General features: G+C 35.5%; 22 protein-coding genes. 16 read left to right on the top strand and 6 right to left on the bottom strand.

Features of this window, described 5'->3' with window-relative positions; all coding sequences use genetic code 11:
* The first annotated feature begins 141 nt into the window (after positions 1–141).
* The 10 genes from MKY17_RS13620 (at position 142) to MKY17_RS13575 (ending at position 11,054) form a co-directional block, all read left to right on the top strand.
* Positions 142–1,083, top strand: a complete 942-nt coding sequence (locus MKY17_RS13620) for an XdhC family protein (RefSeq protein WP_339202382.1) — start codon at positions 142–144, stop codon at positions 1,081–1,083.
* Complete coding sequence (locus MKY17_RS13615) at positions 1,080–1,682, top strand: nucleotidyltransferase family protein (RefSeq protein WP_339202239.1); 603 nt, start codon at positions 1,080–1,082, stop codon at positions 1,680–1,682. Before MKY17_RS13620 ends, MKY17_RS13615 begins: the two co-directional genes overlap by 4 nt.
* Before the next feature lie 42 nt (positions 1,683–1,724).
* Positions 1,725–4,046, top strand: a complete 2,322-nt coding sequence (locus tag MKY17_RS13610; protein WP_339202237.1) for a xanthine dehydrogenase family protein molybdopterin-binding subunit — start codon at positions 1,725–1,727, stop codon at positions 4,044–4,046.
* Positions 4,046–4,888 carry an FAD binding domain-containing protein gene (locus tag MKY17_RS13605; protein WP_339202235.1) on the top strand — a complete coding sequence of 281 codons (843 nt, stop codon included), beginning with the start codon at positions 4,046–4,048 and terminating at the stop codon, positions 4,886–4,888. Before MKY17_RS13610 ends, MKY17_RS13605 begins: the two co-directional genes overlap by 1 nt.
* Positions 4,881–5,378 carry a (2Fe-2S)-binding protein gene (locus tag MKY17_RS13600; protein ID WP_098372369.1) on the top strand — a complete coding sequence of 166 codons (498 nt, stop codon included), beginning with the start codon at positions 4,881–4,883 and terminating at the stop codon, positions 5,376–5,378. Before MKY17_RS13605 ends, MKY17_RS13600 begins: the two co-directional genes overlap by 8 nt.
* 48 nt (positions 5,379–5,426) lie before the next feature.
* Positions 5,427–5,876 (top strand): hypothetical protein, encoded by a 450-nt coding sequence (locus MKY17_RS13595; protein WP_339202233.1) that lies wholly within the window; start codon positions 5,427–5,429, stop codon positions 5,874–5,876.
* Between the two features lie 647 nt (positions 5,877–6,523).
* On the top strand, positions 6,524–7,345 hold the full coding sequence (locus MKY17_RS13590; protein ID WP_339202231.1) for an alpha/beta hydrolase: 822 nt from the start codon (positions 6,524–6,526) through the stop codon (positions 7,343–7,345).
* A 336-nt stretch (positions 7,346–7,681) separates the two neighbouring features.
* Positions 7,682–8,512 carry a methyltransferase domain-containing protein gene (locus MKY17_RS13585; RefSeq protein ID WP_098372367.1) on the top strand — a complete coding sequence of 277 codons (831 nt, stop codon included), beginning with the start codon at positions 7,682–7,684 and terminating at the stop codon, positions 8,510–8,512.
* An 825-nt stretch (positions 8,513–9,337) separates the two neighbouring features.
* Complete coding sequence (locus MKY17_RS13580; protein WP_185150923.1) at positions 9,338–10,144, top strand: GntR family transcriptional regulator; 807 nt, start codon at positions 9,338–9,340, stop codon at positions 10,142–10,144.
* Positions 10,137–11,054 carry an EamA family transporter gene (locus MKY17_RS13575; RefSeq protein ID WP_144529186.1) on the top strand — a complete coding sequence of 306 codons (918 nt, stop codon included), beginning with the start codon at positions 10,137–10,139 and terminating at the stop codon, positions 11,052–11,054. Before MKY17_RS13580 ends, MKY17_RS13575 begins: the two co-directional genes overlap by 8 nt.
* A 371-nt stretch (positions 11,055–11,425) precedes the next feature.
* Here MKY17_RS13575 and MKY17_RS13570 read toward each other — a convergent pair whose 3' ends face one another.
* A complete protein-coding gene (locus MKY17_RS13570) occupies positions 11,426–11,797 on the bottom strand; it encodes a cyclic-phosphate processing receiver domain-containing protein (protein WP_098372364.1) in 372 nt (123 codons plus the stop codon).
* Positions 11,798–12,156: 359 nt separating this feature from the next.
* On the opposite strand from MKY17_RS13570, the gene MKY17_RS13565 reads away from it, so the two are divergent.
* The 6 genes from MKY17_RS13565 to MKY17_RS13540 all read left to right on the top strand — a co-directional run bounded on the left by MKY17_RS13565 (position 12,157) and on the right by MKY17_RS13540 (position 18,292).
* Complete coding sequence (locus tag MKY17_RS13565) at positions 12,157–12,336, top strand: hypothetical protein (RefSeq protein ID WP_141994468.1); 180 nt, start codon at positions 12,157–12,159, stop codon at positions 12,334–12,336.
* Positions 12,337–12,691: 355 nt separating this feature from the next.
* Positions 12,692–13,330, top strand: a complete 639-nt coding sequence (locus MKY17_RS13560) for a glycosyltransferase (protein WP_339202228.1) — start codon at positions 12,692–12,694, stop codon at positions 13,328–13,330.
* Positions 13,331–14,213: 883 nt separating this feature from the next.
* Positions 14,214–14,426: a hypothetical protein gene (locus tag MKY17_RS13555; RefSeq protein WP_098372361.1), complete on the top strand. Its 213-nt coding sequence runs from the start codon at positions 14,214–14,216 to the stop codon at positions 14,424–14,426.
* 834 nt (positions 14,427–15,260) lie between these two features.
* A complete protein-coding gene (locus tag MKY17_RS13550) occupies positions 15,261–15,767 on the top strand; it encodes a hypothetical protein (RefSeq protein WP_339202226.1) in 507 nt (168 codons plus the stop codon).
* Positions 15,768–16,366: 599 nt separating this feature from the next.
* Positions 16,367–17,644: an IS110 family transposase gene (locus MKY17_RS13545; protein ID WP_289314804.1), complete on the top strand. Its 1,278-nt coding sequence runs from the start codon at positions 16,367–16,369 to the stop codon at positions 17,642–17,644.
* A gap of 435 nt (positions 17,645–18,079) precedes the next feature.
* On the top strand, positions 18,080–18,292 hold the full coding sequence (locus tag MKY17_RS13540) for a hypothetical protein (RefSeq protein ID WP_098372358.1): 213 nt from the start codon (positions 18,080–18,082) through the stop codon (positions 18,290–18,292).
* Positions 18,293–18,793: 501 nt separating this feature from the next.
* On the opposite strand, the gene MKY17_RS13535 is transcribed toward MKY17_RS13540, so the two are convergent.
* The 5 genes from MKY17_RS13535 to MKY17_RS13515 form a co-directional block, all read right to left on the bottom strand.
* Complete coding sequence (locus MKY17_RS13535; RefSeq protein ID WP_339202225.1) at positions 18,794–18,976, bottom strand: hypothetical protein; 183 nt, start codon at positions 18,974–18,976, stop codon at positions 18,794–18,796.
* Between the two features lie 85 nt (positions 18,977–19,061).
* Positions 19,062–19,196, bottom strand: coding sequence for a hypothetical protein (locus MKY17_RS13530; RefSeq protein WP_283902636.1), 135 nt, complete (start codon positions 19,194–19,196; stop codon positions 19,062–19,064).
* A 351-nt stretch (positions 19,197–19,547) separates the two neighbouring features.
* Positions 19,548–19,718: a hypothetical protein gene (locus MKY17_RS13525; protein ID WP_339202222.1), complete on the bottom strand. Its 171-nt coding sequence runs from the start codon at positions 19,716–19,718 to the stop codon at positions 19,548–19,550.
* A gap of 157 nt (positions 19,719–19,875) precedes the next feature.
* On the bottom strand, positions 19,876–20,211 hold the full coding sequence (locus tag MKY17_RS13520; protein ID WP_339202220.1) for a YolD-like family protein: 336 nt from the start codon (positions 20,209–20,211) through the stop codon (positions 19,876–19,878).
* 318 nt (positions 20,212–20,529) lie between these two features.
* The gene (locus MKY17_RS13515; protein ID WP_339202380.1) at positions 20,530–23,187 is read right to left on the bottom strand and encodes a heavy metal translocating P-type ATPase; all 2,658 of its coding nucleotides are present in this window, start codon (positions 23,185–23,187) and stop codon (positions 20,530–20,532) included.
* Positions 23,188–23,216: the final 29 nt, after the last annotated feature.

Raw genomic sequence — 23,216 nt, 5'->3', positions numbered from 1 at the left:
AAAAACCACATTTCCCATGTGTTCAGTCCGCACTAGAATAATTCTATTTCTATATAAACACATTTTTTTTATAAATCAACATAATGATATTAATAGAATGAATGAACTCATAGAAGACCAGGGGGAAGACAAGTGAATCAAATGTATACTATCCTTGAAGAGATTCAATCGACATCCATGGAGTGTGTATTGGCTACCATCATTCATGTGGAAGGTTCAGCATACTTGCGTGAAGGTACCTCCATGCTTATAAAAAAAGATGGTACTTCTTTAGGCGTTATTAGTGTTGGGTGTATCGAGGAAGATCTTATTCTTCATTCTTGCAGAGTGTTTGAAAGGAAAAATACAGAGACCTTTGTATATCACATGGAACGTGATGAAGATCTAGAATGGGGAATTGGAACAGGTTGTAACGGAACTATATATATATTACTGGAGTATGTGGACCATAAATTAAAAGAAAATCTTTCATATGTCTTGGCTTCCATTAAAAAAGCTAAGGTAATCGTCCATCAAATTGAGTTAGATGATGAGTGGAACTTATTGGGGTCTTCTTTCCGGCCAGAGGATGAGAATAATAATGAACACAAAGATAATGATGTTAGCTTTATTTATATGCAAAAGTTTATACCTAAACCGCGTTTAATCATTTTTGGAGCTGGATGTGATGTATATCCAGTTGTTACTATGGCTACCTCAATAGGGTTTTTAGTTACTGTTTGCGATTGGAGGTCCGAGCTTTGTAACGAAAATAATATACCCGACGCAGTTAGCCATATTATAGGATTCCCAACTGAAATTATGGAACAATTATCTTTTAAAAAAGATGATTATGTTATCATCATGACTCATAACTTTCAGAGAGATAAAGAAATACTTTCACTAATGATGAATCAGTCATTACCCTATATAGGCGTTTTAGGTTCCAAAAAACGTACAGCCAGTTTATTTGACATGAACCCCCCTAATAATATACACTCACCGATCGGTTTATCAATTGGAGCTAAGGGCCCTTTCGAGATTGCAGTTAGCATTATAGCCGAATTAATTCAGCATAAAAGAATGAAGGGACATTCCGAATGAAAATAACTGGGGTATACCTGGCCGCTGGAAATAGTTATCGAATGGGTATAAATAAATTAGCATTGCCATTAGGAAATAAAGAAATGGGAAGATGGGGATTAGAAAAAGCGGTTCTATCTGAACTTAACAATATTATCATTATTTCAAATCATTTAAACCACCTAGATTTATCTGGTTTTTGTTCTGAAAAAATAATTACGGTCGAAATTAAAGAACCTGAAGCAGGTCAATCCCATTCACTCCAAACAGGTATACGATCAGCAAACAACATACATTCGGACGCCGTAGTAATTTTACTTGCTGATCAGCCCTTTATAACAACAAATATGATAAACAAACTCATCGAAATATACAAAAGAAACCCTAATTACTCCTTTGTTGCCTCTAGTTTTTATGGTTGTATACGACCTCCCATACTTATTGACAAAGATCTCTTTTCCGACATTCACCTTTTACGAGGAGACCGAGGCGCAAGACAGATTCTAATGGCCAAGAGAGAAAAGGGGATACTTGTTCCTTTTTATGTGGAAAAATGGTTTGTTGATATTGATAATATGAAAGAATATCTTTTTTGGAAAAACAAAATAGATAACCATTAAATAACAATTAAATAAGAATAATAATGAAAATGAGGAGACTATATGGATATTATCGGAAAAGGGGTAACTCGAAAAGATGCCTGGGAAAAGGTGACTGGGCAGGCGATTTACACAGGAGACCGCGAAGAAGTAAAAATTCTCCATGTTAAAAAGGTAATTAGTCCTTATGCACATGCCCTTATTAAAAATATTAATCTAACCAAAGCTGAAAAAGTTCCAGGCGTTCGTGCAATCATAACAGGTGGGAATTTACCACTAACAGGAGAAGAAATCAGGGATCGGTACCCCATAGCTCAAGATAAAGTCCGCTATCATGGAGAAGTAGTAGCACTTGTTGTTGCTGATACAATGAAACAAGCAGAGATTGCAGCTGACAATATTCAAGTTATCTATGAACCTTTAGCCGTTGTCAATTCACCAACGGAAGCCTTAAATCCCAATTCCCCTCTACTCCACCCAGATTTAGACACCTATAAAAAAATATCCGAGGTATTTCCCGAGCCAGGCACAAATATAGCAAATCGAACCAAAATCAGAAAAGGTGACAGAAAAACAGGTTGGCAAGAGAGCGAAATCATTATTGAGGAAAAGTTTTCTTTTTCCCCCTCCGACCATGCAGCCATGGAAACAAGATGTTCATTAGCGGAAATTCACTCAGATGATAAGATCATTATCACTTCTTCTTCTCAAGCTCCCTTCATGATCAAGCGTTTGATAAGTGATTACTTTGATGTTGAAATTGGAAACGTCATAGTAAACACTCCACTTGTTGGAGGGGCATTCGGTGGTAAAGCCTCGGTCCAACTTGAACTATTAGCTTATATCGCGTCAAAGGCCGTTAATGGCAGGCTAGTAAAAGTTGAAAATAGTCGTGAAGAGGATATTTTGACATCACCTTGTCATATTGGATTAGATGCTACCATTAAATTAGGTTGTACACAATCTGGTTTGCTAAAGGTCGCAGAGCTGACGTATTTATGGGACGGGGGAGCATATGCCGACAAAGCTACAGATCTAAGCCGTGCTGGAGCTGTAGATTGCACCGGACCTTACAATATAGAAAATATTTGGTGTGACTCTCTCTGTATGTATACAAATCATCCATATGCCTCGCCTTATCGAGGTTTCGCCCATTCAGAAGTTCTGTTTGCTTTTGAGCGGACTATGGATTCTCTTTCAAAAAAGCTTGGAATGGATCCACTTGAACTTCGTGAAATGAATGCGATACTGCCAGGGAACTCCACCCCAACACAAGTTAAATTAAATTCAAGCACGGTAGGTAATCTTCCTAAATGCATACAAGTACTTAAGAAAAAAATGAATTGGGAAGAGGGCCAGTTAGTTAAAATAAACGACAAGATAATAAGGGCAAAAGGGATCGCTTGTATATGGAAAACTTCAACGATCGATACCAACGCTGGATCTGGTGTCATTTTAACCTTTAACCCTGATGGCAGTGTAAACCTTATTTCAGGACTAGTAGAAATTGGTACAGGAACGAAAACGATATTAGCACAGATTGTATCAGATAAATTAAAGGTCTCAATTGATCGTGTAAACGTTCAGATGAAGGTAAATACACAAAATACTCCAGAACATTGGAAAACGGTAGCAAGCCGTGGAACATTAATGGCAGGAAGGGCTGCGATTCAAGCTGTGGAAGATGCTCTTTTACAAATAAAGAAACTTGCTTCTTGTGTATTACGAGCTCCAATTGAAGACATCGTCCTTGGCCAGGAAAGGGTCTTTATGAAAGGGGAACCGAATATAGAAATTCCTTTCAAACGGCTAGTGTATGGGTATACATATCCTGACGGAAGCACAATTGGAGGACAAATCATCGGTAGAGGGCAATATACCATACCACATATAACAAATTTAGATCCCAATACAGGTGCGGGCAGACCAGGTCCTGAATGGACTGTTGGCGCACAAGGGGTAGAAGTAGAGTATGACATAAATGAATATACTTACAAGATAGTAAGGGCAATATCTGTCATTGATGCAGGAAAGGTTCTGAATCAAAAAACTGCAGAAGGACAAATAATGGGTGCAATGAGCATGGGCATAGCATTTGGTGGGCGTGAAACATTCTATTTCGATCACCTTGGCAGAGTATTAAACCCTCAACTCAGAACCTATAGACCGTTAAGGTATGGAGAAAACCCTGAATATATCTGTGAATTTGTAGAAACACCACACTTAGATGCCCCATATGGCGCAAGGGGCCTTGGAGAACATGGGCTTCTTGGTATGCCAGCTGCTTTAGGTAACAGTTTATCTTTGGCTGCTGGGATTCCTTTGAACCAGTTGCCATTACTTCCTGAACTCATTTGGAGGGGGAAGAGAGGGAGAAGAGCGTAATGTTACCTTATAATTTTGATTATTATAAACCTCAATCGATAAAAGAGGCGATTGAACTTTATCAACTATTAAAATTACAAGAAAAAAAACCTATGTATTATGGTGGAGGGACTGAAGTTTTAACATTAGGACGTTTAAATTTTATATACACCGATGCGATTATTGATTTAAAAGGGATTCCCGAATGCAATGCATTCGGGTTTAAACACCAAGAACTGATCATTGGCTCAACATTGAGTTTACGCGCAATCGAAGAAAATAGGCTATTTCCGCTATTAGCGGATACTTCAAAAGAAGTTGCTGATTATACATCAAGAAATAAAATCACTATAGGTGGAAACATATGTGGTCAAATTTTTTATAGAGAGTCAGTTCTTCCATTTTTATTATCAGATAGTACTGTCATTATTGCAGGACCAAAAGGAACGAGGAAAGAATTTATTAATGAAGTTTTCCATAAAGAGCTACGACTTGACGAAGGGGAATTTCTCGTACAAATTGTAACAGAAAAAGATTATCTGAAAGCTAAACACATTAGTGTAAAGAAAAGGCAGCAATGGAAAACGGGATATCCGCTTTTAACAGTTGCCTCATTAAAAAAAGAAGGATTTATTCGATTTGCATTCAGCGGGGTATGCCCATATCCTTTTCGGTCAATTCAAATGGAAAACAAACTAAATGATAAGAGTTTATCTTTTAAAGATCGAATTTTAACCTCTTTTGAGTTTTTACCAACTCCTGTTTTAAACGATATAGAAGGATCCAATGAATATAGATTATTTGTTTTAGAAAATACCCTTTCATACATTTTGTCATATATAGGTGGTGAGGAACATGAATAGCCATTCGGCGGATCGAAAAATTACCATTCAATTAGAAATAAATAAAGAACGGTATGAGAGGGATATATTGGCATCAGATATATTGCTAGATGTTCTCCGAGATAAAATTGGACTTACAGGAGCTAAACCTGGATGTTTAAATGGAGATTGCGGCGCTTGTACGGTTATAATGAATAAACAGCCAATGAAATCCTGTTTAATGTTAGCCATTGAAGCCATTGATTCAGAAATCCTTACAATAGAGGGCCTCAAGAATACCCCGATTCAGAGAGCATTTGTGGAACATTTTGCTTTTCAATGTGGGTATTGTACATCAGGATTTATAATGATTTGCCAGGCTTTACTCCTTAATGACAGGAACCCAAGTCCTGAAAAAATTGAAACATGGCTTTCTTCGAATATTTGTCGATGTACCGGATATAAAGAAATTGAAAAAGCAATATATTCAGTAATAGAACTTTTAAATATAAAAAATCAAACAAATCAGTGACGTTTGCCCGTTTATATGAATAAAATGCCTACATGGGGAGTGGTGATATTGATTGAAACCTGTGTAGATAATTCAGAAAAAAAAGTAATTCACTCCTTTCAGCGTAATCTCGAAATTACAACAGCCATCCTATTATTAACTGGACAAATCACAATCATTGGCGTTTTTGTAAGAGCAGGCAGATTTAGTCTCTCATTAGGTGGGCCTCTTTTTGGGGGCCATCGTTTAGAAGGGAAGGGCCACTCGCAAGTGGGAAATCTTTTTATCGATATATTGGACATCATTATAGCTATATTATTAATCAATGATGCCATACATGTGACTGGAATATTTATTTCGTCAGGTGATTTCTCAATTAATGTTTCCGGTCCTATTTTTGGTTATCCTGAAGTTGTTCCGGCATTGCCAATTGAAGATTATAATTTTTTTAATACGATTGTAAAGAAGCACTATAATGTACCACCAGAATTATTAACTACATTAAAAGGGAATGAGTAAAAATGTCATTAACAGATATTCCTACAATTAAAAGTTCGAGAAACAATGCCTTTCTAATAGCCATTCCCATTATCATCTTCATATTTTTTTTCACTCAGCAAAAGTCCACAGATGTCTAAATTACAATAAAGGAACCTACCTAAAACCTAGAAAAGATTGGGTTAGAAACTTTGAATCATTTACGGATTCAAATGAACTAGATGAAACACCCGTAATGATTAGATCATGCATTATAGAGCGGAAGTACAATTTAAGTGGATTGATCAATTAACTTTGATACCTTTAGAGTAATAAAGGTTTTAATCATTTCAGAGGTAAGGCCTTTTTGTGGCTTTACCTTTTTTTGTTGTGCTGTTTGATGTTATATATTGGAAGCGAATAAATTTCGGACAAAGAATTGAAGGAGTCCATATCCACGATAAATCCATTTTTGAATAAACTTTGGATAAAAATCTAAAAACACAAGCATTAAATAGCAAACTAACATAGAAATGAGAGAGGGAATTTGATAGTAATTCCATTTAAACTCTCTATATAGTGATTTTATCCATAGTCTATTCTAAAGAAATCCCCATTCTAGCCAGGAACTATGACCTGGCTTAATGCTAATAAGGTTTCAAAATACTCTATACAGGAGGTAGATAAAAGTGAAAAAGAAAAAAATGATAATAAATGGAAAGATGGTATCTTATATCGAGAAAGGCAATGTTAATGATCCCCCAGTTCTTTTATTGCACGGGGTACCTGAGTCCAGCCTTTTGTGGAAGGAAATGATTCCATGCATTGTGTCTTGTGGATTTAGAACCATTGCACCGGACCTCCCTGGATTCGGCCAAAGTGAACAGTTTGATGAATCCTCAACATGGGAAAGATATGAACAGTTTGTATCGGATTTTACAAGGGAACTAAAACTAGATAAATTCCACCTTATTGTACATGACTGGGGCGGACTTATTGGACTGAAATGGGCATGTGATCATCCAGAGAGAATACTAAGTCTCTTTGTTTCAAATACAACCATATCAGTTGATTATAAGTGGCACTCACTTGCTCAGATTTGGAGAACACCATATGCCGGGGAGAAAATAATGAAGCGTATGTCAGATGATCCCCAAGCTCAAACTGAATTGAAGAAAACGATTCCGAGCATAGTTGACGAAATTCTGGAAGACTTCTTTCGTGTCTTTAGAACACCCGAATCTTGTAAAGTCATCTTAGATCTATACCGTTCCGGAAATATAGAAAAGGTAAAATCGTACAATCAAAAACTAAATCAGATCAAAATACCTGTCACAATAATTTGGGGAGAGATGGATCCTTATATACCTTTTGAATTTGCCTACAAGCTCCAGAAAGAAGGTTTCCCACATGCACAGGTTCACATTATTCAAAATGCCGGGCATTTTATCCAAATCGAAGTGCCTGATAAAGTGAATTCTTATATCCAACAGCATTTTAAAAACGTGTAAACCTTTTATAAGATAATAGAAGGGGAGAAGTGGATGAAACGTCAGCTTTCCCCTTTTCGAATAATGTTAACAAAACTTTATATAATCTTATTGTATTATTAAAAAGAGAACCTATAAAATAGAGAAATAGAAAGCCCTAAAGCAGTGAGTCTTTGGACAAAACGCTGCAAGTAGTTGAGTATGACCAATTCTAATATGTTGAGAGATTATAATATAAAAAGGTTTTGTTCATTATCAGGAGCTGATTTGCAGCTCTTTTTCTGTTGCAACTATGGGGTAAGAGTAGTTTAAGAAAAAATTATTATACATAAATTATATAATTTGAGGAGCGTGCGGATGAAAACCGATAATTTTGATTATATTGAACTTTGGAAACAGGCAATGGCAGATCATACAGGGAAGATACCTAACAGGCTAAAAGATGATGCAGCAGAAGAAGCTTTTTGGTCTTCCAAGGTGGCAGAGAAAAAACAACATAAAGCGGATCCTTATGCAAAACATGTGCAGCAAGAGTTATTGGCATTATTAAAACAGGATGATCATGTTTTGGAAATCGGCCCTGGATGGGGCAATTATACATTCGATATTGCAAAAGAAGTCAGGAAGCTAACTTGTATAGATAGTTCCAAAAGCATTATCAGTTTTTTGGAATCCCAGGCGAACGAAAAAGGTTTCGAAAACATGGAATTGATTCATGATAAGTGGGAAAGTGATACTAAAAGAGACAGATATGATGTAGTATTTGGTTTTAATTGTTATTACCGTATGACAGAAATCGGTCAAACCTTATTAAAAATGAATGATTCTGCAGCCCGGTTAGTGATTGTAGGTATGACAACCGGCCCAGAAAAACCTCATTATATGGAATTGAAGCAACGAGGATATACGATCAATTTAAGAAAGCGGGATTACATACACATCTTGAATGTTTTGTATCAACTTGGAATACTGGCGGACTGTAAGATCGTTAAATTGAAAAGTAAAAAAATCTATTCCACCTATGAAGAAATGATTCGCGATAATACAACAAAAATTCTCGATGAACATTTTTCCTATGATGAAGTAAAAACGATTCTAAATAAATATGTGGTGGAAAAAGAAGGAGTTTTCGAATACGAATATCCGTTTCATGCCGCTTTGATGTATTGGAATCCGAAGGGTAATTGAATATCTTGGTACCTTTTTCTCTGAATACTTTTCCCTCTTTTTGAGGAACTTCAGGAAAAAGGTATTTTTTCTGAAGGATATTCGCAAAATAATATTAACAAGGCTACAAACAATGATGGGAAAACGGAGTGTGAATGATACATGAAAGAAATAACCGAAAAGAGATTTTGTGAAACTTGTAAAAAAGAGACAGTACATACAGTAACTGAAGACGCATTAGAAATAGAATATTCCTGTAATGAGTGCGGTCAGCACCAAGACATTTTCAAGACATTTTTTTAGAAAACATTCGAAACAATTCGAATGGAATTCGCAATCGAAATTTTGCTGCAAGGGAAGAGGTTTGACTAAAGTCGTCTTTCTTTGGTATTTTGACATGACCAACCCTAATGGAATGACTCCCCGAATAAAGGAATGCCAGTAGGAGTTCTTTCAACACCGCGCAGATATTCCCACTTCCCAGTTGAATTAGTCAATCTCAATGATGCCGAAGGGGTCTTGAAGATTGCAAAAGGAATCGTTTTGGACAATGGAGGGAAAGATTTAAGTTTTATTTAACATATTATTGCGTAAAGAATGAGTTAAGTTTCTTATACCGTTCTTACTTTAGAAAATAAATAAAGGTTAGCAGTTTTCCGCTTTCCAAGGGCAAAAGAATAACTTATTAATGATGGGATAATCTCAAATAAAAAGACAGCACTCTGGTTGTGAGTGTTGTCTTTTTGGTTTGAAAAGAAAATGTTTGAATTCTATTATTCTTGGCTTTTACTTTCTCCGTTGACGAGACCATCACGACTGAGTCTTACGCCATGTGGTGGAGCAATTATGAAATCAATTAAAAAATACAGCGGTAAAACTTTCTTATTTCTATTTCAACGGCATGCAGTATGTGATATATTGCATATTATATATTGGTATTTCAAGGAGGTAAAGCCGTTGGTGCATTCAAATTCATCACATAAAATTAAACGTACTTCTGTACGTGAAGAAGCATACATGATTTTGCGGGATTGGATTGTGCAGGGAATCCTAACGCCAGGCCAACAATTACGCGACAAAGAATTAGCTGAACAATTGGGAGTAAGCAGAACCCCCATTAGAGAAGCACTTTTAAGGCTTGAGGATGAGGGATTTGTAGAGACTAAGCCTAGTCGTTCAACTATTGTTTCCCCTATTCAATTCGAAGGGGTATTAAACATATATTCCATTGTTTGGACACTGGAAAAGTTGGCTATGGAACAGGCTTTTGATTTTATTGAAGAAAAACACTTAATTGAGATGGAAGCCATCAATCATGAAGTGAAAAAAGCAATCGACGAGGGAAATCAAATAATGGCAGTTCAGAAAGATGATGACTTTCACTCCATTTACATCAATCTTTCTACAAATGATGAATTGAAGCGGATTCTATCAGGACTCAAACAAAAGCTTATACGAATGGAACTGTTTTATTTCAATCAGGTAAGTGATGTTCATCTTTCCATTGATGAGCATGATCAGATCATACAGGCATTAAGAAATGGAAATCTCACTATGGTGCTTAAGGTGATAGAAAAGAATTGGAAAGAAAGTTACTTTAGAATTCAAGCCCATACGGAACGTGTAAAAAGTGGGGAAGAAAAAAATGAGTAATGATACTTTAGTTGCTATATCAACTTCAAGAAATAAAGGAATTGCACTAGTACTGACTGGCGCTGCGTTATGGGGAGTATCAGGAACGGCCGCTCAATATCTATTCCAGCAGCAAGGTTTCAGTCCAGAGTGGCTCACTGTTGTACGCTTGTTGCTTTCTGGGATCATCTTATTGGGGGTCGCGTATAAGAATGAAAGACTGAAAGTTTTTGAGATTTGGAAAACTAAAAAAGATGCGCTTCAAATTATCCTTTTTGCAATTTTGGGAATGCTCGCTGTTCAATACACATATTTTGCAGCAATTGAACATGGCAACGCAGCCACTGCCACAGTCCTTCAATACTTGGCACCGGCCCTGATCACTTGTTATTTAGCCATTCATTCCAAACGTTTTCCAAGCATTACTGTGAGTGTAGCTGTGATCATAGCGATTTTAGGCACTTTTTTGCTTGTGACAGGAGGAAACATACGTACACTTTCCATTTCCGGGTGGGCAGTATTTTGGGGAATAACATCAGCCTTTGCATTGGCATTCTATACATTGCAGCCTTCTAAACTCCTTTCAAGATGGGGTTCAATGATTGTTGTGGGATGGGGCATGTTGATTGGGGGCATATGCTTTAGCATGATTCATCCTCCATGGGCATTCGAAGGCAATTGGACGTTACCTTCATTTTCAGCGGTATTATTCATCATCATTTTCGGAACGATCATTGCTTTTTATTTTTATTTGGAAAGTACAAAATTCATCTCTGCTTCAGAGGTAAGTTTATTAGCTTCAGTTGAGCCATTATCCGCAACTTTAATATCCGTTTTCTGGCTGAATGTAACATTCGGTTTTGCCGAGTGGCTCGGCACACTCTGCATTATAAGCACCATTACGATTTTATCAATCGTAAAAAACAAGTAATATCTGTTGTAAACCGGGCAAAATAATGGAATCTCTGCTGTAGAATATAAAGCGATATATAGACTTTAACTTATAAACTACCATGAAGCTCGAACATACATTAAAAAAAGCAATTACACTACATGTGAATTGCTTTTTTTGTATTTTACGAGTTTTACGCATGCATTTAATCATTCAAAAATACATTGATTTTTAAAAATGCTTTTCTAGCCTGAGCAATTTTTACATATTACGGCTGTTGTCGAGATGGTCTTACAATAAACTCATTAACAGTACCATCTTCAGGTTGAATTAAAGCAAAAAAAATCGTTTCCGCAATACGATCTCAAAAGCATCGTATAATTCTTCTATGAAATGTAATTGAGAAGAGTTTACCTTATATCTATATAATGTTGCAGAACCTTTGACGGGAAGAATTTGAGGGGCAGGGGGCGTAAGGAAACAATAATGGCAGGGGGCATTGTTAAATTCCGTTGTGCTTGCTTTAAACAGTTATACATTGCTTTACCGCCAACTGAATTGGCAGAGTGAATAGTGATGCGGTTAGCAAAAAGTTTTTCTTTGACCATCTTTTGAACAAGCATAAAACCATTCCTAGTTTTATTTAATAAATCATGGTCCAAAGAGAGGTGTTCAATATCAAAGTTTTGCAATAGCTCTATACATTCGTCAATAGTCTCGACTAACACATAGCCATCGGGAGCTTTCCGATAGTCATCCAGAAAAACGCTGATTTTCTCCATTTCTTATACTCCTTCCCTTATAGAAGTGTGATTAATAAAAGTCAAAAAACCCCAAGAAAATATGGTTTTATATATTAAGTCTAACACAACAATGTAAGAAGGGGACATTTTCGACGTTAAAGGCTAATATACGACAGCCTTTTTTTATAAATATTCTTTATACTTATCGTTGTGCTTCTTCAGCCACTCCCTTATGAAACTCAGTTGCATGGTTTTTTTAACTAACCTATTGTCTTCGGACAGTTTAGTAACTCCCTCTAAATATTCCTTGTGAAATATGATACAAAACATCCGCTTAAAAGTTAATAATTGTAATAATTAGGGTAAAAGGTAATATCTTACCTAAAAGGAGAAGTGATATGTTACATCCAGAAGAGATTTTCCTTGTACTAAGGGACAAAACGCTGCTGTTGGAGTTAAAGGAACAAATAAATGACTATCATATTTTCTACTTATCAATGATTGATGATCAGCTTTCATTGATTGATAATGCTTTAAAAGAATGTAACGTTGATTCCTGCACTATATCAAAAGGGTAAAACCAACATTCACTGTCTTATATAAAGGGAATCAATTTATTAACTATAAATAACCAGCTTAGCACCCCTGAGAAAGGCGCTTTTTTATGTCAAATTTAACTTGCTCCTAAATTACACCCACTATTTCTTGGCGTCTCATTCTTGAAGTTTCAAGTAATTTAAACATTAGTTCATCATATTTTAAGCACAAATTGCGACGTTGTAGTGTCCGTGTATTAATACTATGATAAATGACCTAATCTTATAAAAAACAGCTTACATAGGACCATGTGAAGTAGAACCATTATTATGAATATTAAAATCCTATATATCAATAATAAAAAGGTGTTATTAAACTTTGGAAGGAGATGGTGTTATGAAAAAATTATTGTTGATGGGATTTATTTTTTTATTTCCTCTAAGCATGGTGTCTGGAACAACCAGTGTATACGCTAAACCGCAGGTACAAAGTGTTAGTCAATCTGAGGTAAAGTTCGCAAATGAATTCAGGAAACTTTGGATTGATCATGTTTTGTGGACAAGTAATTACATTACAAGTGCAACAACAGCTGGAGCGGAGGATCAAAAACAGGTATTGGCTAGGCTTCTGAAAAATCAGGAGGATATTGGAAATGCTATAAAGCCAATATACGGAGAAAAAGCTGGGAACAAACTTACGAATTTGCTTAAGGAGCATATTGTTATTGCGGGAAAGATTGTAGATGCGGCTAAAAGCGGAAATGAAGTCTTGGTGAAACAGCTAAACAAAGAATGGTATAGAAATGCTGATGAAATAGCAGCTTTCCTTAGCGGTGCCAACCCCTATTTGAAAAATGAAGATCTAAAAAATTTGCTTTATATGCATTTGAAATTAGTGACAAATGATTTATCTACAAGCTTAGCAAAAAATTGGAACGGAAGAATCGTTTCAATTGACGAAGGGGTCACACATATAATCTTAATGGCGGATACTATCTCTGCGGGAGTTATAAAGCAGTTTCCGGATAAGTTTTAAAAATAATCTTAAGAATCCTCCAGCATTCTGTTGGAGATTCTTTCATTTTGAGAGGCAATTGATTATGTTTATATACTGATTTAATCAAAAGCCGCACGCTGGTTGGGTAACTGCATTATTACACTAAATCGCCTGGTTACTTTAAGTACATTCCTTCACAACCTCTATTATAAAAGAGATTTCTTTAGCATCATGCCAGTACATATAAGGTAATTACAACATCAGAAATGCTTTGATAATGAATTGTTTATGGTATGAGGTATCAGGAAAGCATCTAGATAGTAAAGCTACTTCAAGAAAATTTATGGATTAGGAAACCGAACATTCTTTAGCTAAGGAATGTTCGGTTTTAATTTTATTGATGCTCCTACTTTATTTGAATGCTTTAATGACCAACCAAACATCTTAGTAATGTTTGGTTAAACGTTTTCTTAAACTCTCGAGCAATTCTCGTATAAATATGTCACAGTATTCCTTAAAAAATCGCTTAATTTTCAACACTATTTTTAAACATAACCAAAAGAAGAACCCTTTTCGAAAAGAGTAGGTTTTTTTTATTTCCAGTTAAAGATTGAAGTCCTCAAGAGCTTCGTCCAATGTATCGGTGAGTAATGGACGGAAGCCGATTGGTTGAAGCTTTTGTAATATCTTCTTGGTAATAGCCACAATGAATTCTTATTCAACTAAAGGGTGCGTTAGCTGAAGATCAGAGCTGTCTTTAAGGCGGCTTTTTCTTATGGCACTAACGGGACAGGTTAGTTGAACAAGCTATGAAGATCCAGCTGAACACTTATGGAAAAAGAAATTTTTGACAGTTATGTGAACTGGTAGGATTAGCGACTAGAAATAAAGAATACCTATTTATCAAAAGGGGGCATCTTTAATGGAAAAAGAAAACTTACTAGCTGTAAAATGTTCGTGCTGCAAAAAGGAATTGGACGCAATAGACTTGGTCATCATCAATGAATCACTTCAGCTGACGCATATTCAATGCCCTGATAAAGGAGAAAAAGCAATTATTGATGTAGGATATTTTAATGCTGTATCCCGAAAATACCTGACCTGTACTCGTGAAGAAGCCCCTATAAGTTTTTAGTGGAGCATAAGTCCATGGCTTTAAAATCTTTCTACAACTAACAGGTGTGTTAGCTGAAAATGATAGCTATCTTTAAGTGAGTTTTTTCTTTTTACTATAATTACCTTTTATTTAGATTCAGCATGAAATCGTTCCAGGATTTATTTGCATTGTAATGGGTTACGATATTAGTAATTTATCTATTTTAATTTTTATCATGATGAATTAAAGGTTATATATCCGAAATAATAAAATTAAAGTATACCAATTAATCTGTTTCTTTCACATTTGGTTGTCTGGCTCCTGCAAGACACAATGTATTCTTTAGGGTACAATTTTCATATGATAGCAGAATCATATTCCTTTTAGGACACAACTCCATATTAGTTAAATCCCAAATTTAATAAATCGGAGGTATGAATGTTGAAAGACAAATTTAAAAAATTAATAAATGATCCAAAAGTACAAAAGGCAGTAAAAGAAAAGGTAATTCCTTTGGTGAAAAAAGAAATTGAAAAAAGAAAAACAAATAAAACATAATCCTTATGAAGGACCTAGGCTGCACCGAATGGATTCGAAGTGATTAACTTCGAACACACGGATGTTTCCGACATTAGAAAGTTACCATTTGAAGCCAATTAAAATATAAACACATTATTAACTAACGAGTGTCTTAGTTCATTTAGAAGGCCACCAAATTGGTGGTCTTTTGAATGTAAGATTCTTATACAAATCATACATTCAAATTAGAGAAGAAAGTACCCTTATGCAACTAACGGTGCAGGTTAGTTCACTAAATATGGATACTTTTTCAATTTACATATATTGTAGAAGGAAGAAATGGAGGGATGAAATTTGAGGATTTTCAAGATGTTTTCTATGTGCATTTTAATGATAATATTCTTAAATGCTTGTAGTTTAGAAACTACAAAAACGAAAAGTGGAATTTTGGAGATACCTAATGAAGATGAATATACAACTTTATTAGTGCAAGGTGTTGATGAGGACGGGGTAACTTCCCAGTCAACTTCAAAGATCATTACAGATATTAATGAAATACAGGCTTTTATAGAAAAAGTGAACAAAATGGAAGTTGTGCAACCTCCTAATAAGGAGTTATTGGAGAAGAGTAAAGAATTAAATAAAAAAGGGAATTACTTTTTTGTTTTATCCGATAAGGAAACCATGGATAACAAAGTATATACTATAAATTTTTTTAGTGATGGAAGGATTATGTTTCAAGAACCGAACGGAAAGAAGCAAGAAACAAATGGAGCAGAACAGAAAATGATGTATTTATCAAAAGAAAAACATTCTGAAGTTCTTCTTGAAATGAAAGAATTATTAAACATTAAGTTTTAATTAACCATTCTTCAACTAAAAGGTCGATAGTTTAACAAAGGGTTGCTGCCGCAACCTTTTCTTATGGCACTAAAGGGGCAGGTTAGTTGAAGAACGGTAACAGAAAAAGTAGGGTAATTTGTAGGAGGTGCTAGTATTCGAGTTTTCTTATGTTTTTTTTATTTGTTTCTTTTAAGTGGTCTAGTAATGGGTTCAATGGAAAGTATTTTTTTTACTGATATTTTTGGTAAAAGCAGGTAAAGTTATTCCAACACTTTTTGCAATACCTTTAATTTATTTGATACGGGATCATTTTAAAGAGATAAAAGAACTGGATTTTGGAATGATGTTGTTTTTAAGTATTGCTTCTTTTACAGGAATTGCAGTCATCTTTGTTGTTTAGAGATGTTAAAAGGTGATTTTAAAATTCCCTTAATGAACTAACGGGTGCGTTAGCTGAAGATCAGAGCTGTCTTTAAGGCAGCTTTTTCTTTATGGAACTATCGGGGCAGCATTCCTGTTAGAAGGATGTTCGAAGTCTTGAAAGAAAAAGAGCCCTCTTGTATGATGCATGAGTGTCAACGACCATTGACTCAGCATCAAACAAGGAGGACTTCTCTATGCAGTTTAAATGGAATGAAAAAATTAATCAAGTTACTGAAAATACACTCGTTGTTGGTATGGATATTGCCAAGCGTGTTCATTACGCTTGTTTTGTTGATGAACGAGGGCGCGTGATAGAAAAAGCCTTCGCAGTACATCAATCAAAAGAGGGCTTTGAACACCTGTATGAAAAGATTCGTCAAACGATGAAGGAAGCTAAGAAAACAGAAGTAATTGTTGGAATTGAGCCAACAGGCCACTACTGGATGAACTTAGCTAATTTCTTAGATCATTACGGCATACCACTAGTCATGGTGAATCCAATGCATGTCAAACGATCGAAGGAACTGGACGATAATTTACCGACAAAGAACGATAAAAAAGATGCATTAGTCATCGCTCGTTTATTGAAAGATGGGCGTTTTAGCTATCCACGTTTATTAAAAGAAGTAGAAGCAGAACTTCGTATCGGATCTACTCTTCGTTCAAAGTTAACGGAAGATTTAGCGAGTATTAAAAACCGGATCATTCGTTGGCTTGATCGTTATTTTCCCGAGTTTACTCAAGTCTTTCCGGCTTTCGGAAAGATGGCTCTAGCTACATTGGAAATGACTCCGTTGCCACAGGATATCGATGGAAAAAGTGCTGAGGAGCTTGTCTTTCTTTACCGTAAGGTAAAGGGAATGAGAGCCCCACAGCTACCAAAAGCAAAGCTACTCATTGAAGCAGCGACGAACTCAATTGGACTGACAGAAGGGACACAGATGGCCCGACATGAAATTGCCACGCTCCTGCGTCAGTATCGCTTACTAGAAAACGAAATTGAATCTGTGAATAGTCAATTATCCGAAATGGCCCAAACAACTATGGAATATGAGCTGCTGGCTTCAGTTCCTGGATTAGGAGATGCAACCATTGTTGATTTGCTTTCAGAAGTTGGAAGTTTTTCACTTTATGAAAATCCACGCCAATTGATTAAACTAGCGGGATTAACATTACGTGAAAACTCATCTGGTCAACATAAGGGACAAAAACATATCTCCAAACGAGGAAGAAAGCGACTTAGATATATTCTTTTCAAAGTAATAGTACCACTCATTCGTCACAACGAGGGGTTTAAACAGCTTCATGAATATTACACAACACGCCAACAAAATCCCTTACGCGGAAAGCAATCGATGGTGGTACTCTGTGGTAAATTGTTGAAAGTATTGCATGGTATTTGTAAAAAGAAAGTCCATTTTAATGAGCAGAATATGATGAAGGATCTCTACTGCCTCTCAGAGGCAGCGTAAGCATTTCTAACTATCGATTTATAACAAGAAGGATGACACGGAGAAGCCAGCAACATTACTAAACTAAGACCAAGAGTCCCCGGGGCAGCTTAGCAGGCCTCTGCCTTATGAATAGACCGAACGAAGGAATGTAAGCGCAAATGACGCTAAGAGACATGGGAGGGTACGTCATCATAAGTTTCGCAGAGATCTATTGTGCATCACAAAGTGGAGAAAATAGCTAATGATTTCCATTAGTTTTAGCGAAGCGTACGCTCAATTTAGTAATAAAAACCAGAATTTCAATACTCTGTTTAAAAGTAGAATGAAAAAATAATTCCCCTAATACACCGAGTGGTGCAAACCGTTGATACATCAATGTTTATAGAGGGAGGTTAGTTGAACAAGGAATTAGATAATTAGGCTAATATTAGACTTAAGTTAGGGGGAGATAATGTGGATGACAAATTAATGGAAATGCCCTTTCCAGAACTTATCTCAAAATTAGCGATAGCACCTTTATATATTTTAGTGGTAATAGTGGCTATTTTAAATGTAATACTAAATAGAAAAAATAAAGGGTGTTTTAATTTTTTCTTGATAATGGGTTCTTGGGTATATATTTGTATATATTTATTAGCACTGTATTTCTTTTTCTTTGGAAAATAAATAGTTATACAACTAGCATGAAAATAAGTTTCTTTAAAAATAAAAATGACAATACTTAAGAAGACCCTGCTCAATCGTTTAAAAAAAGAGGGAGAGCGTTAATTAATTAGTCTATGGATTAGGGTTGACTGGATTAAGGTCAGTATCAGTATTGACACTTCCTAACCATTTTCATTCTTTGTGGTGAATCGCCGATTTTTGCGATTCATGGATGGCTAAAGGGTGCATAGGAATGGCTTAAGGTGGCTGTCAATGGGTGAGGTATACCCTGAAACAGGGTATACCCAGGACTCATTTTTTCCTTTTTTTATTCAAAAAGTCCAAAAGGAAGGAACAAAACAGTGCGTAGAACCCTATTACAAGAAGGTAGTAACTTGGAATGTCTCCTACCACGAAAAAGAAAATTGCAAATAACAAGTACGGAATTGATAAAATGATTCGCAACTTTGTCACATGGTCACCTCCATAAACATTGTTTACCTTAGGAACTGATTATCCATCTCAATTTTCGGCTTCCGTATAACCATTGACGGATAGTGCGATTTCAATTTCTTCAGCAGCTTTATAGTCCAATTTAAATATAGACAATAAAGCGAACGCTTGTTGATTTTCTATGGCCAAGGCAACTGCTTCCACGTCTTGTAGTAACTTCAGGTCCTCAACGTAGTCTTGGGCGGTTCTCATCGCTAAATATTCATTTAGTGGAGTTGAACTGAAGAAAGTCTTGTTAAAGTGGAGATTGCAATAGGCAAGGTTCAAAGTCATAGATTTATTTATTTTTATTTTCTAATTCCTCAACTCTCCTTTCCATGTTCTTTATTTTTTTGATTGAGTGAAGGGAGATCCCTAAAGCTATTCCACCTAAAGTGAATGCTGGAAAAACAAAAAAAGTAAACCATTCCATCTTTTAACACCCCCCTAAATCTACTAAACAATCTGGACCCATCTGGAAATGGAGGATTTCCTTTATGATAATTTTGGCAAGAAGTCAAAGCTTCTTAATGCAAAGTCAAAAGGAACCAAAAACCTTAAATGTTATTCATCGTAAAACCTTCTGATATTCATAATATTCTGTTTATTAAATATTTGAAGTACTATGTGAGGGTTGTAAACCCTTATTCAAGCTGGTATGTGATGAGCAAAATGTACTCACCAAATGAAAATAATGAGGACTAACCAAGTTGATTAGTCCTCATGACCATGTAGTACATTGTCGTGATAATATTTCTTCAGGAGTACTGCGGAAATTATGCTTTTAATCAGTAGTTATCTCTCGTATTCCTTCATTGATGTCAAAAAGTTTTCCTTCTATGCCTTGAAGGAAAATTCCCTCATCTAATTTTTTAATTTCCAAAAGAATTAACAAAAGCAAAAAAAGCAACAGAATACCAAAGATATACAAACTAAAAGTATGCACCTTTTTCATAGTTGGTTTTATCTCCTTTTTGATGAGATGGGATGCATTGATTAGAAGTATTATATATTGAAATTTCTTGATTATGTTTATCTTTTTATGCTCTTTATCTTTTTATCTTTACAAGCAAATTTACTGTATTAAAGTTAATTATTTTACAAACTTTAATTTAGATCTTTTTCGCCCCCTTAATCGTTGAAAAAGGTATTCTATGTATTCGTTCGTACACATCAATCACTCGTAAATGTCCATTCATTTGATCCACATAATGCACCAATCCTTCTACGTTACTCAGCCGATTATTCTGGTATAGCGTAAAAGAAATCGGAAAAGTAAACTCCATCGAAGCAGCAATTAAATCATTCATCTCCTCCAGGTGTTGTTCATCCAACACGGGTTCGGGTTCATCGTAATATTCCTCGTCAAAATAATGCCGTAGCATTTTTATATGTTCAGGTAGCATCAGACTGGTCCATTTAATATTACCTCTATTTCGAATGGTCATCTAAATCACTCCTTATTTAGATTACAAACGAACGTACGTTCTTTTTGAATAGCTTTTTATTTTGAGTTGGTAATCCAAGTTGGAACGAATCATGGATTTGAATCATTAAAATTTGCATAACAATTATGTTAAATAGACAGGCTTTTTTATTTAAATTGTGGTTTAGGCAACTAATAGTTATTTAAAAACAAATGCGATTTGTAGATGGCTAACGATTTGTTAGCTTAAGATCGAAGCTGTCTTTAAAGCAGTTTTTTCTTAAAAATTCTAATTATAAAAAAATGAGATGTTTCTTATCAAGAAACATCTCATAAATATCTATTCTTTAAATTTTAACAATCTCATTGCATTTAAAATAACAATTAAGGCTGCACCTGTATCACTTAATACAGCCATCCATAGTGTAAGCCAACCTGGGAATATAAAGACCAACGCAAGGACTTTAATAATGATAGAGAACCAAATATTTTGTTTAATAATCGTTAAAGCTTTTTTGCTTAACTTCATTGTATGAGATAATTTATCAAGATTATCAGCCATTAAAACAATATCAGCTGTTTCCATCGCGGTATCAGTTCCTGCACCACCCATAGCGATACCTAAATCTGCTGTTGCAAGTGCTGGCGCATCATTAATACCGTCTCCAACCATTGCCACCTTATGACCTTCATTTTGTAATTTTTTTATGGCATCTACTTTATCCTCTGGCAATAATTCTGCGAAAAAACGATTAACATTCGCTTCTGAAGCAATCATTTTAGCGGTTCCTTCATTATCTCCAGTCAACATGACCGTTTGATTAACTCCACTTTGTTTTAATGCTTCTAAAGCTGATGCTGAATTGTCCCGTATTGTATCAGAAACAGCAATAATCCCGATAACTTGATTTTGTGTCCCTATTATAACTACTGTTTTCCCTTTGTTCTGTATTTCATGAATATGTTTTTTTATATCCTCTAAATATACATTCATTTCTTCGAATAGCTTTAGATTACCTGCGTAAAAAATATCTCCTTGAATTGTAGCTTGAACGCCTTTTCCTACAATGCTTTTGTATAACTCACCATTTTTAGGTTGGATTCCTTTTTCGTTGCCGTAACGAACAATCGATTTTGCAATAGGATGTGTTGAGAAACCTTCTAGTGTTAATGCTATGGACAGTAATGTCTCTTCTGATACGTTTATCGTTTTAATTTCTGATACTTTAGGCTTTCCTTCCGTTAAAGTTCCTGTTTTATCAAATGCAATGGCCGTGATGGCACCTGCTTTTTCTAAAAACGTTCCGCCCTTAATTAATATTCCGTTCTTTGCGGCGTTTCCAATAGCTGATACGATCGCAACAGGAGTAGAAATGACTAAAGCACAAGGACAAGCTACAACTAGTATTTCAAGTCCTTTATAAAACCACTCTCCCCAAGTGCCAAATCCAAGGAGTGAAGGTACAACCATAACTGCCATTGCTAAAATAAATACAACAGGTGTATAAATACTTGCAAACTTATCTACAAATGCTTCTGTTGGTGCTTTTTGTTCTTGTGCTTCTTCAACTAAGTGAATAATTTTTGATATAGTCGTATCTTCCACTAACTTAGTGACCCTAATCTCAAGAGAACCATTTTCATTTATAGTTCCTGCGTATACTGTATCACCAATATTCTTATCGATAGGAATTGATTCTCCTGTAATAGGTGCCTGATTTACACTTGATTCACCTTGAATAATTTCACCGTCTAATGGAATTTTATCACCTGGTTTAACAAAGATAATGTCACCGACATTTATTTCTTCAACTGGTTTTTTAATGATTTCTGAGCCAACATAGATCCAAGCTTCAGGGGGAGCTAAATCCATAAGATTACGAATCGAATTCCTTGTTCGTTCAATTGATTTTGTTTGTAGTAAATTGCCGATTGCAAATAACCAAACAACGGTGGCACCTTCAAGCCATTCACCGATTAGAGCAGCTCCAATAGCCGCAACAGACATTAGGACATTCATATCCAGTGAACGACTTTTTATTGCATAGAATGCACTTTTAACTGGCTTAGCCCCACTTATCACCATTGCAATGGCGTAAAGTATTGAGGACATCATTGTAGAAACTCCATTAAATGAACCGATAAAGCCAAGAGCTATTAGTACACCAGATAAGATCACTAAACCATTTTCGTTTTTATTTTTATGAGTCTGTATCGACTGATTGTTTGATGGTAAGGAAGCTTTAAATCCGATTTTAGAAACTTCAGTCATAATATCTTTAACACTATTGGAATGTTCGATTTTCATTTTTCCAGTCGAGAAATTAACGCTGACATTTTTAACGGATGGAAGGGTATTTAAGTGGTTTTCAATGCTCTTAGCACAAGTACCACAATCCATTCCTTCAATTTCAAATGTTTTTATATTACCATTTTGATTTAAAGGTTCAATAGAAAATCCGAGTTTTTTGATTTCACTCTCAATCGGGATAAAGGCATCAGCGTTACTGGCTGCAACTTGCATTTTCGCTGTGCTGTAATTAACCTTTACTTCAGCTATATCCTTTAATGTGCTTAAACCTTTTTCAATGGTTTTTGCACATGCAGGACAATCCATTCCATGCACTCTATATGCCATCTTCTCGCCAGGAGGAAGAGAATTCGAGATTGTATCTTTTGTCCGTGGATCATTACTATTACAACAGTTTGTTTTCACGGAAATTTTATCTTCTGTTGTTTCACTATTACAACAAGCATTAGTTTTTTGCTTATTGTCACTTGTAGGGGAAGGGCTACAACAGCTTATTTTTTCTAGTTCATTAACGGTTTCCTTCGATGAATTACTGCTACAACAATTATTTTTTTTTTGAATTAAAATAGGTACTGGGTTAATACCATCTACTGAATGATGGTTACTTGAACAACAACTTGAATTCTCTAGTTTTGCGATTGATATATCAGAAGCGCTACAACCATTTTCCTCTTTATTTTCATTCATTTTATTTGAGCCACAACATTGTTCATCCA

It is taken from the genome of Peribacillus sp. FSL P2-0133 (assembly GCF_037975445.1).
GTDB lineage: Bacteria > Bacillota > Bacilli > Bacillales > DSM-1321 > Peribacillus > Peribacillus simplex_E.
Note: the sequence above shows the minus strand (reverse complement) of the source record. Positions and strands in the feature narration are given on the sequence as shown.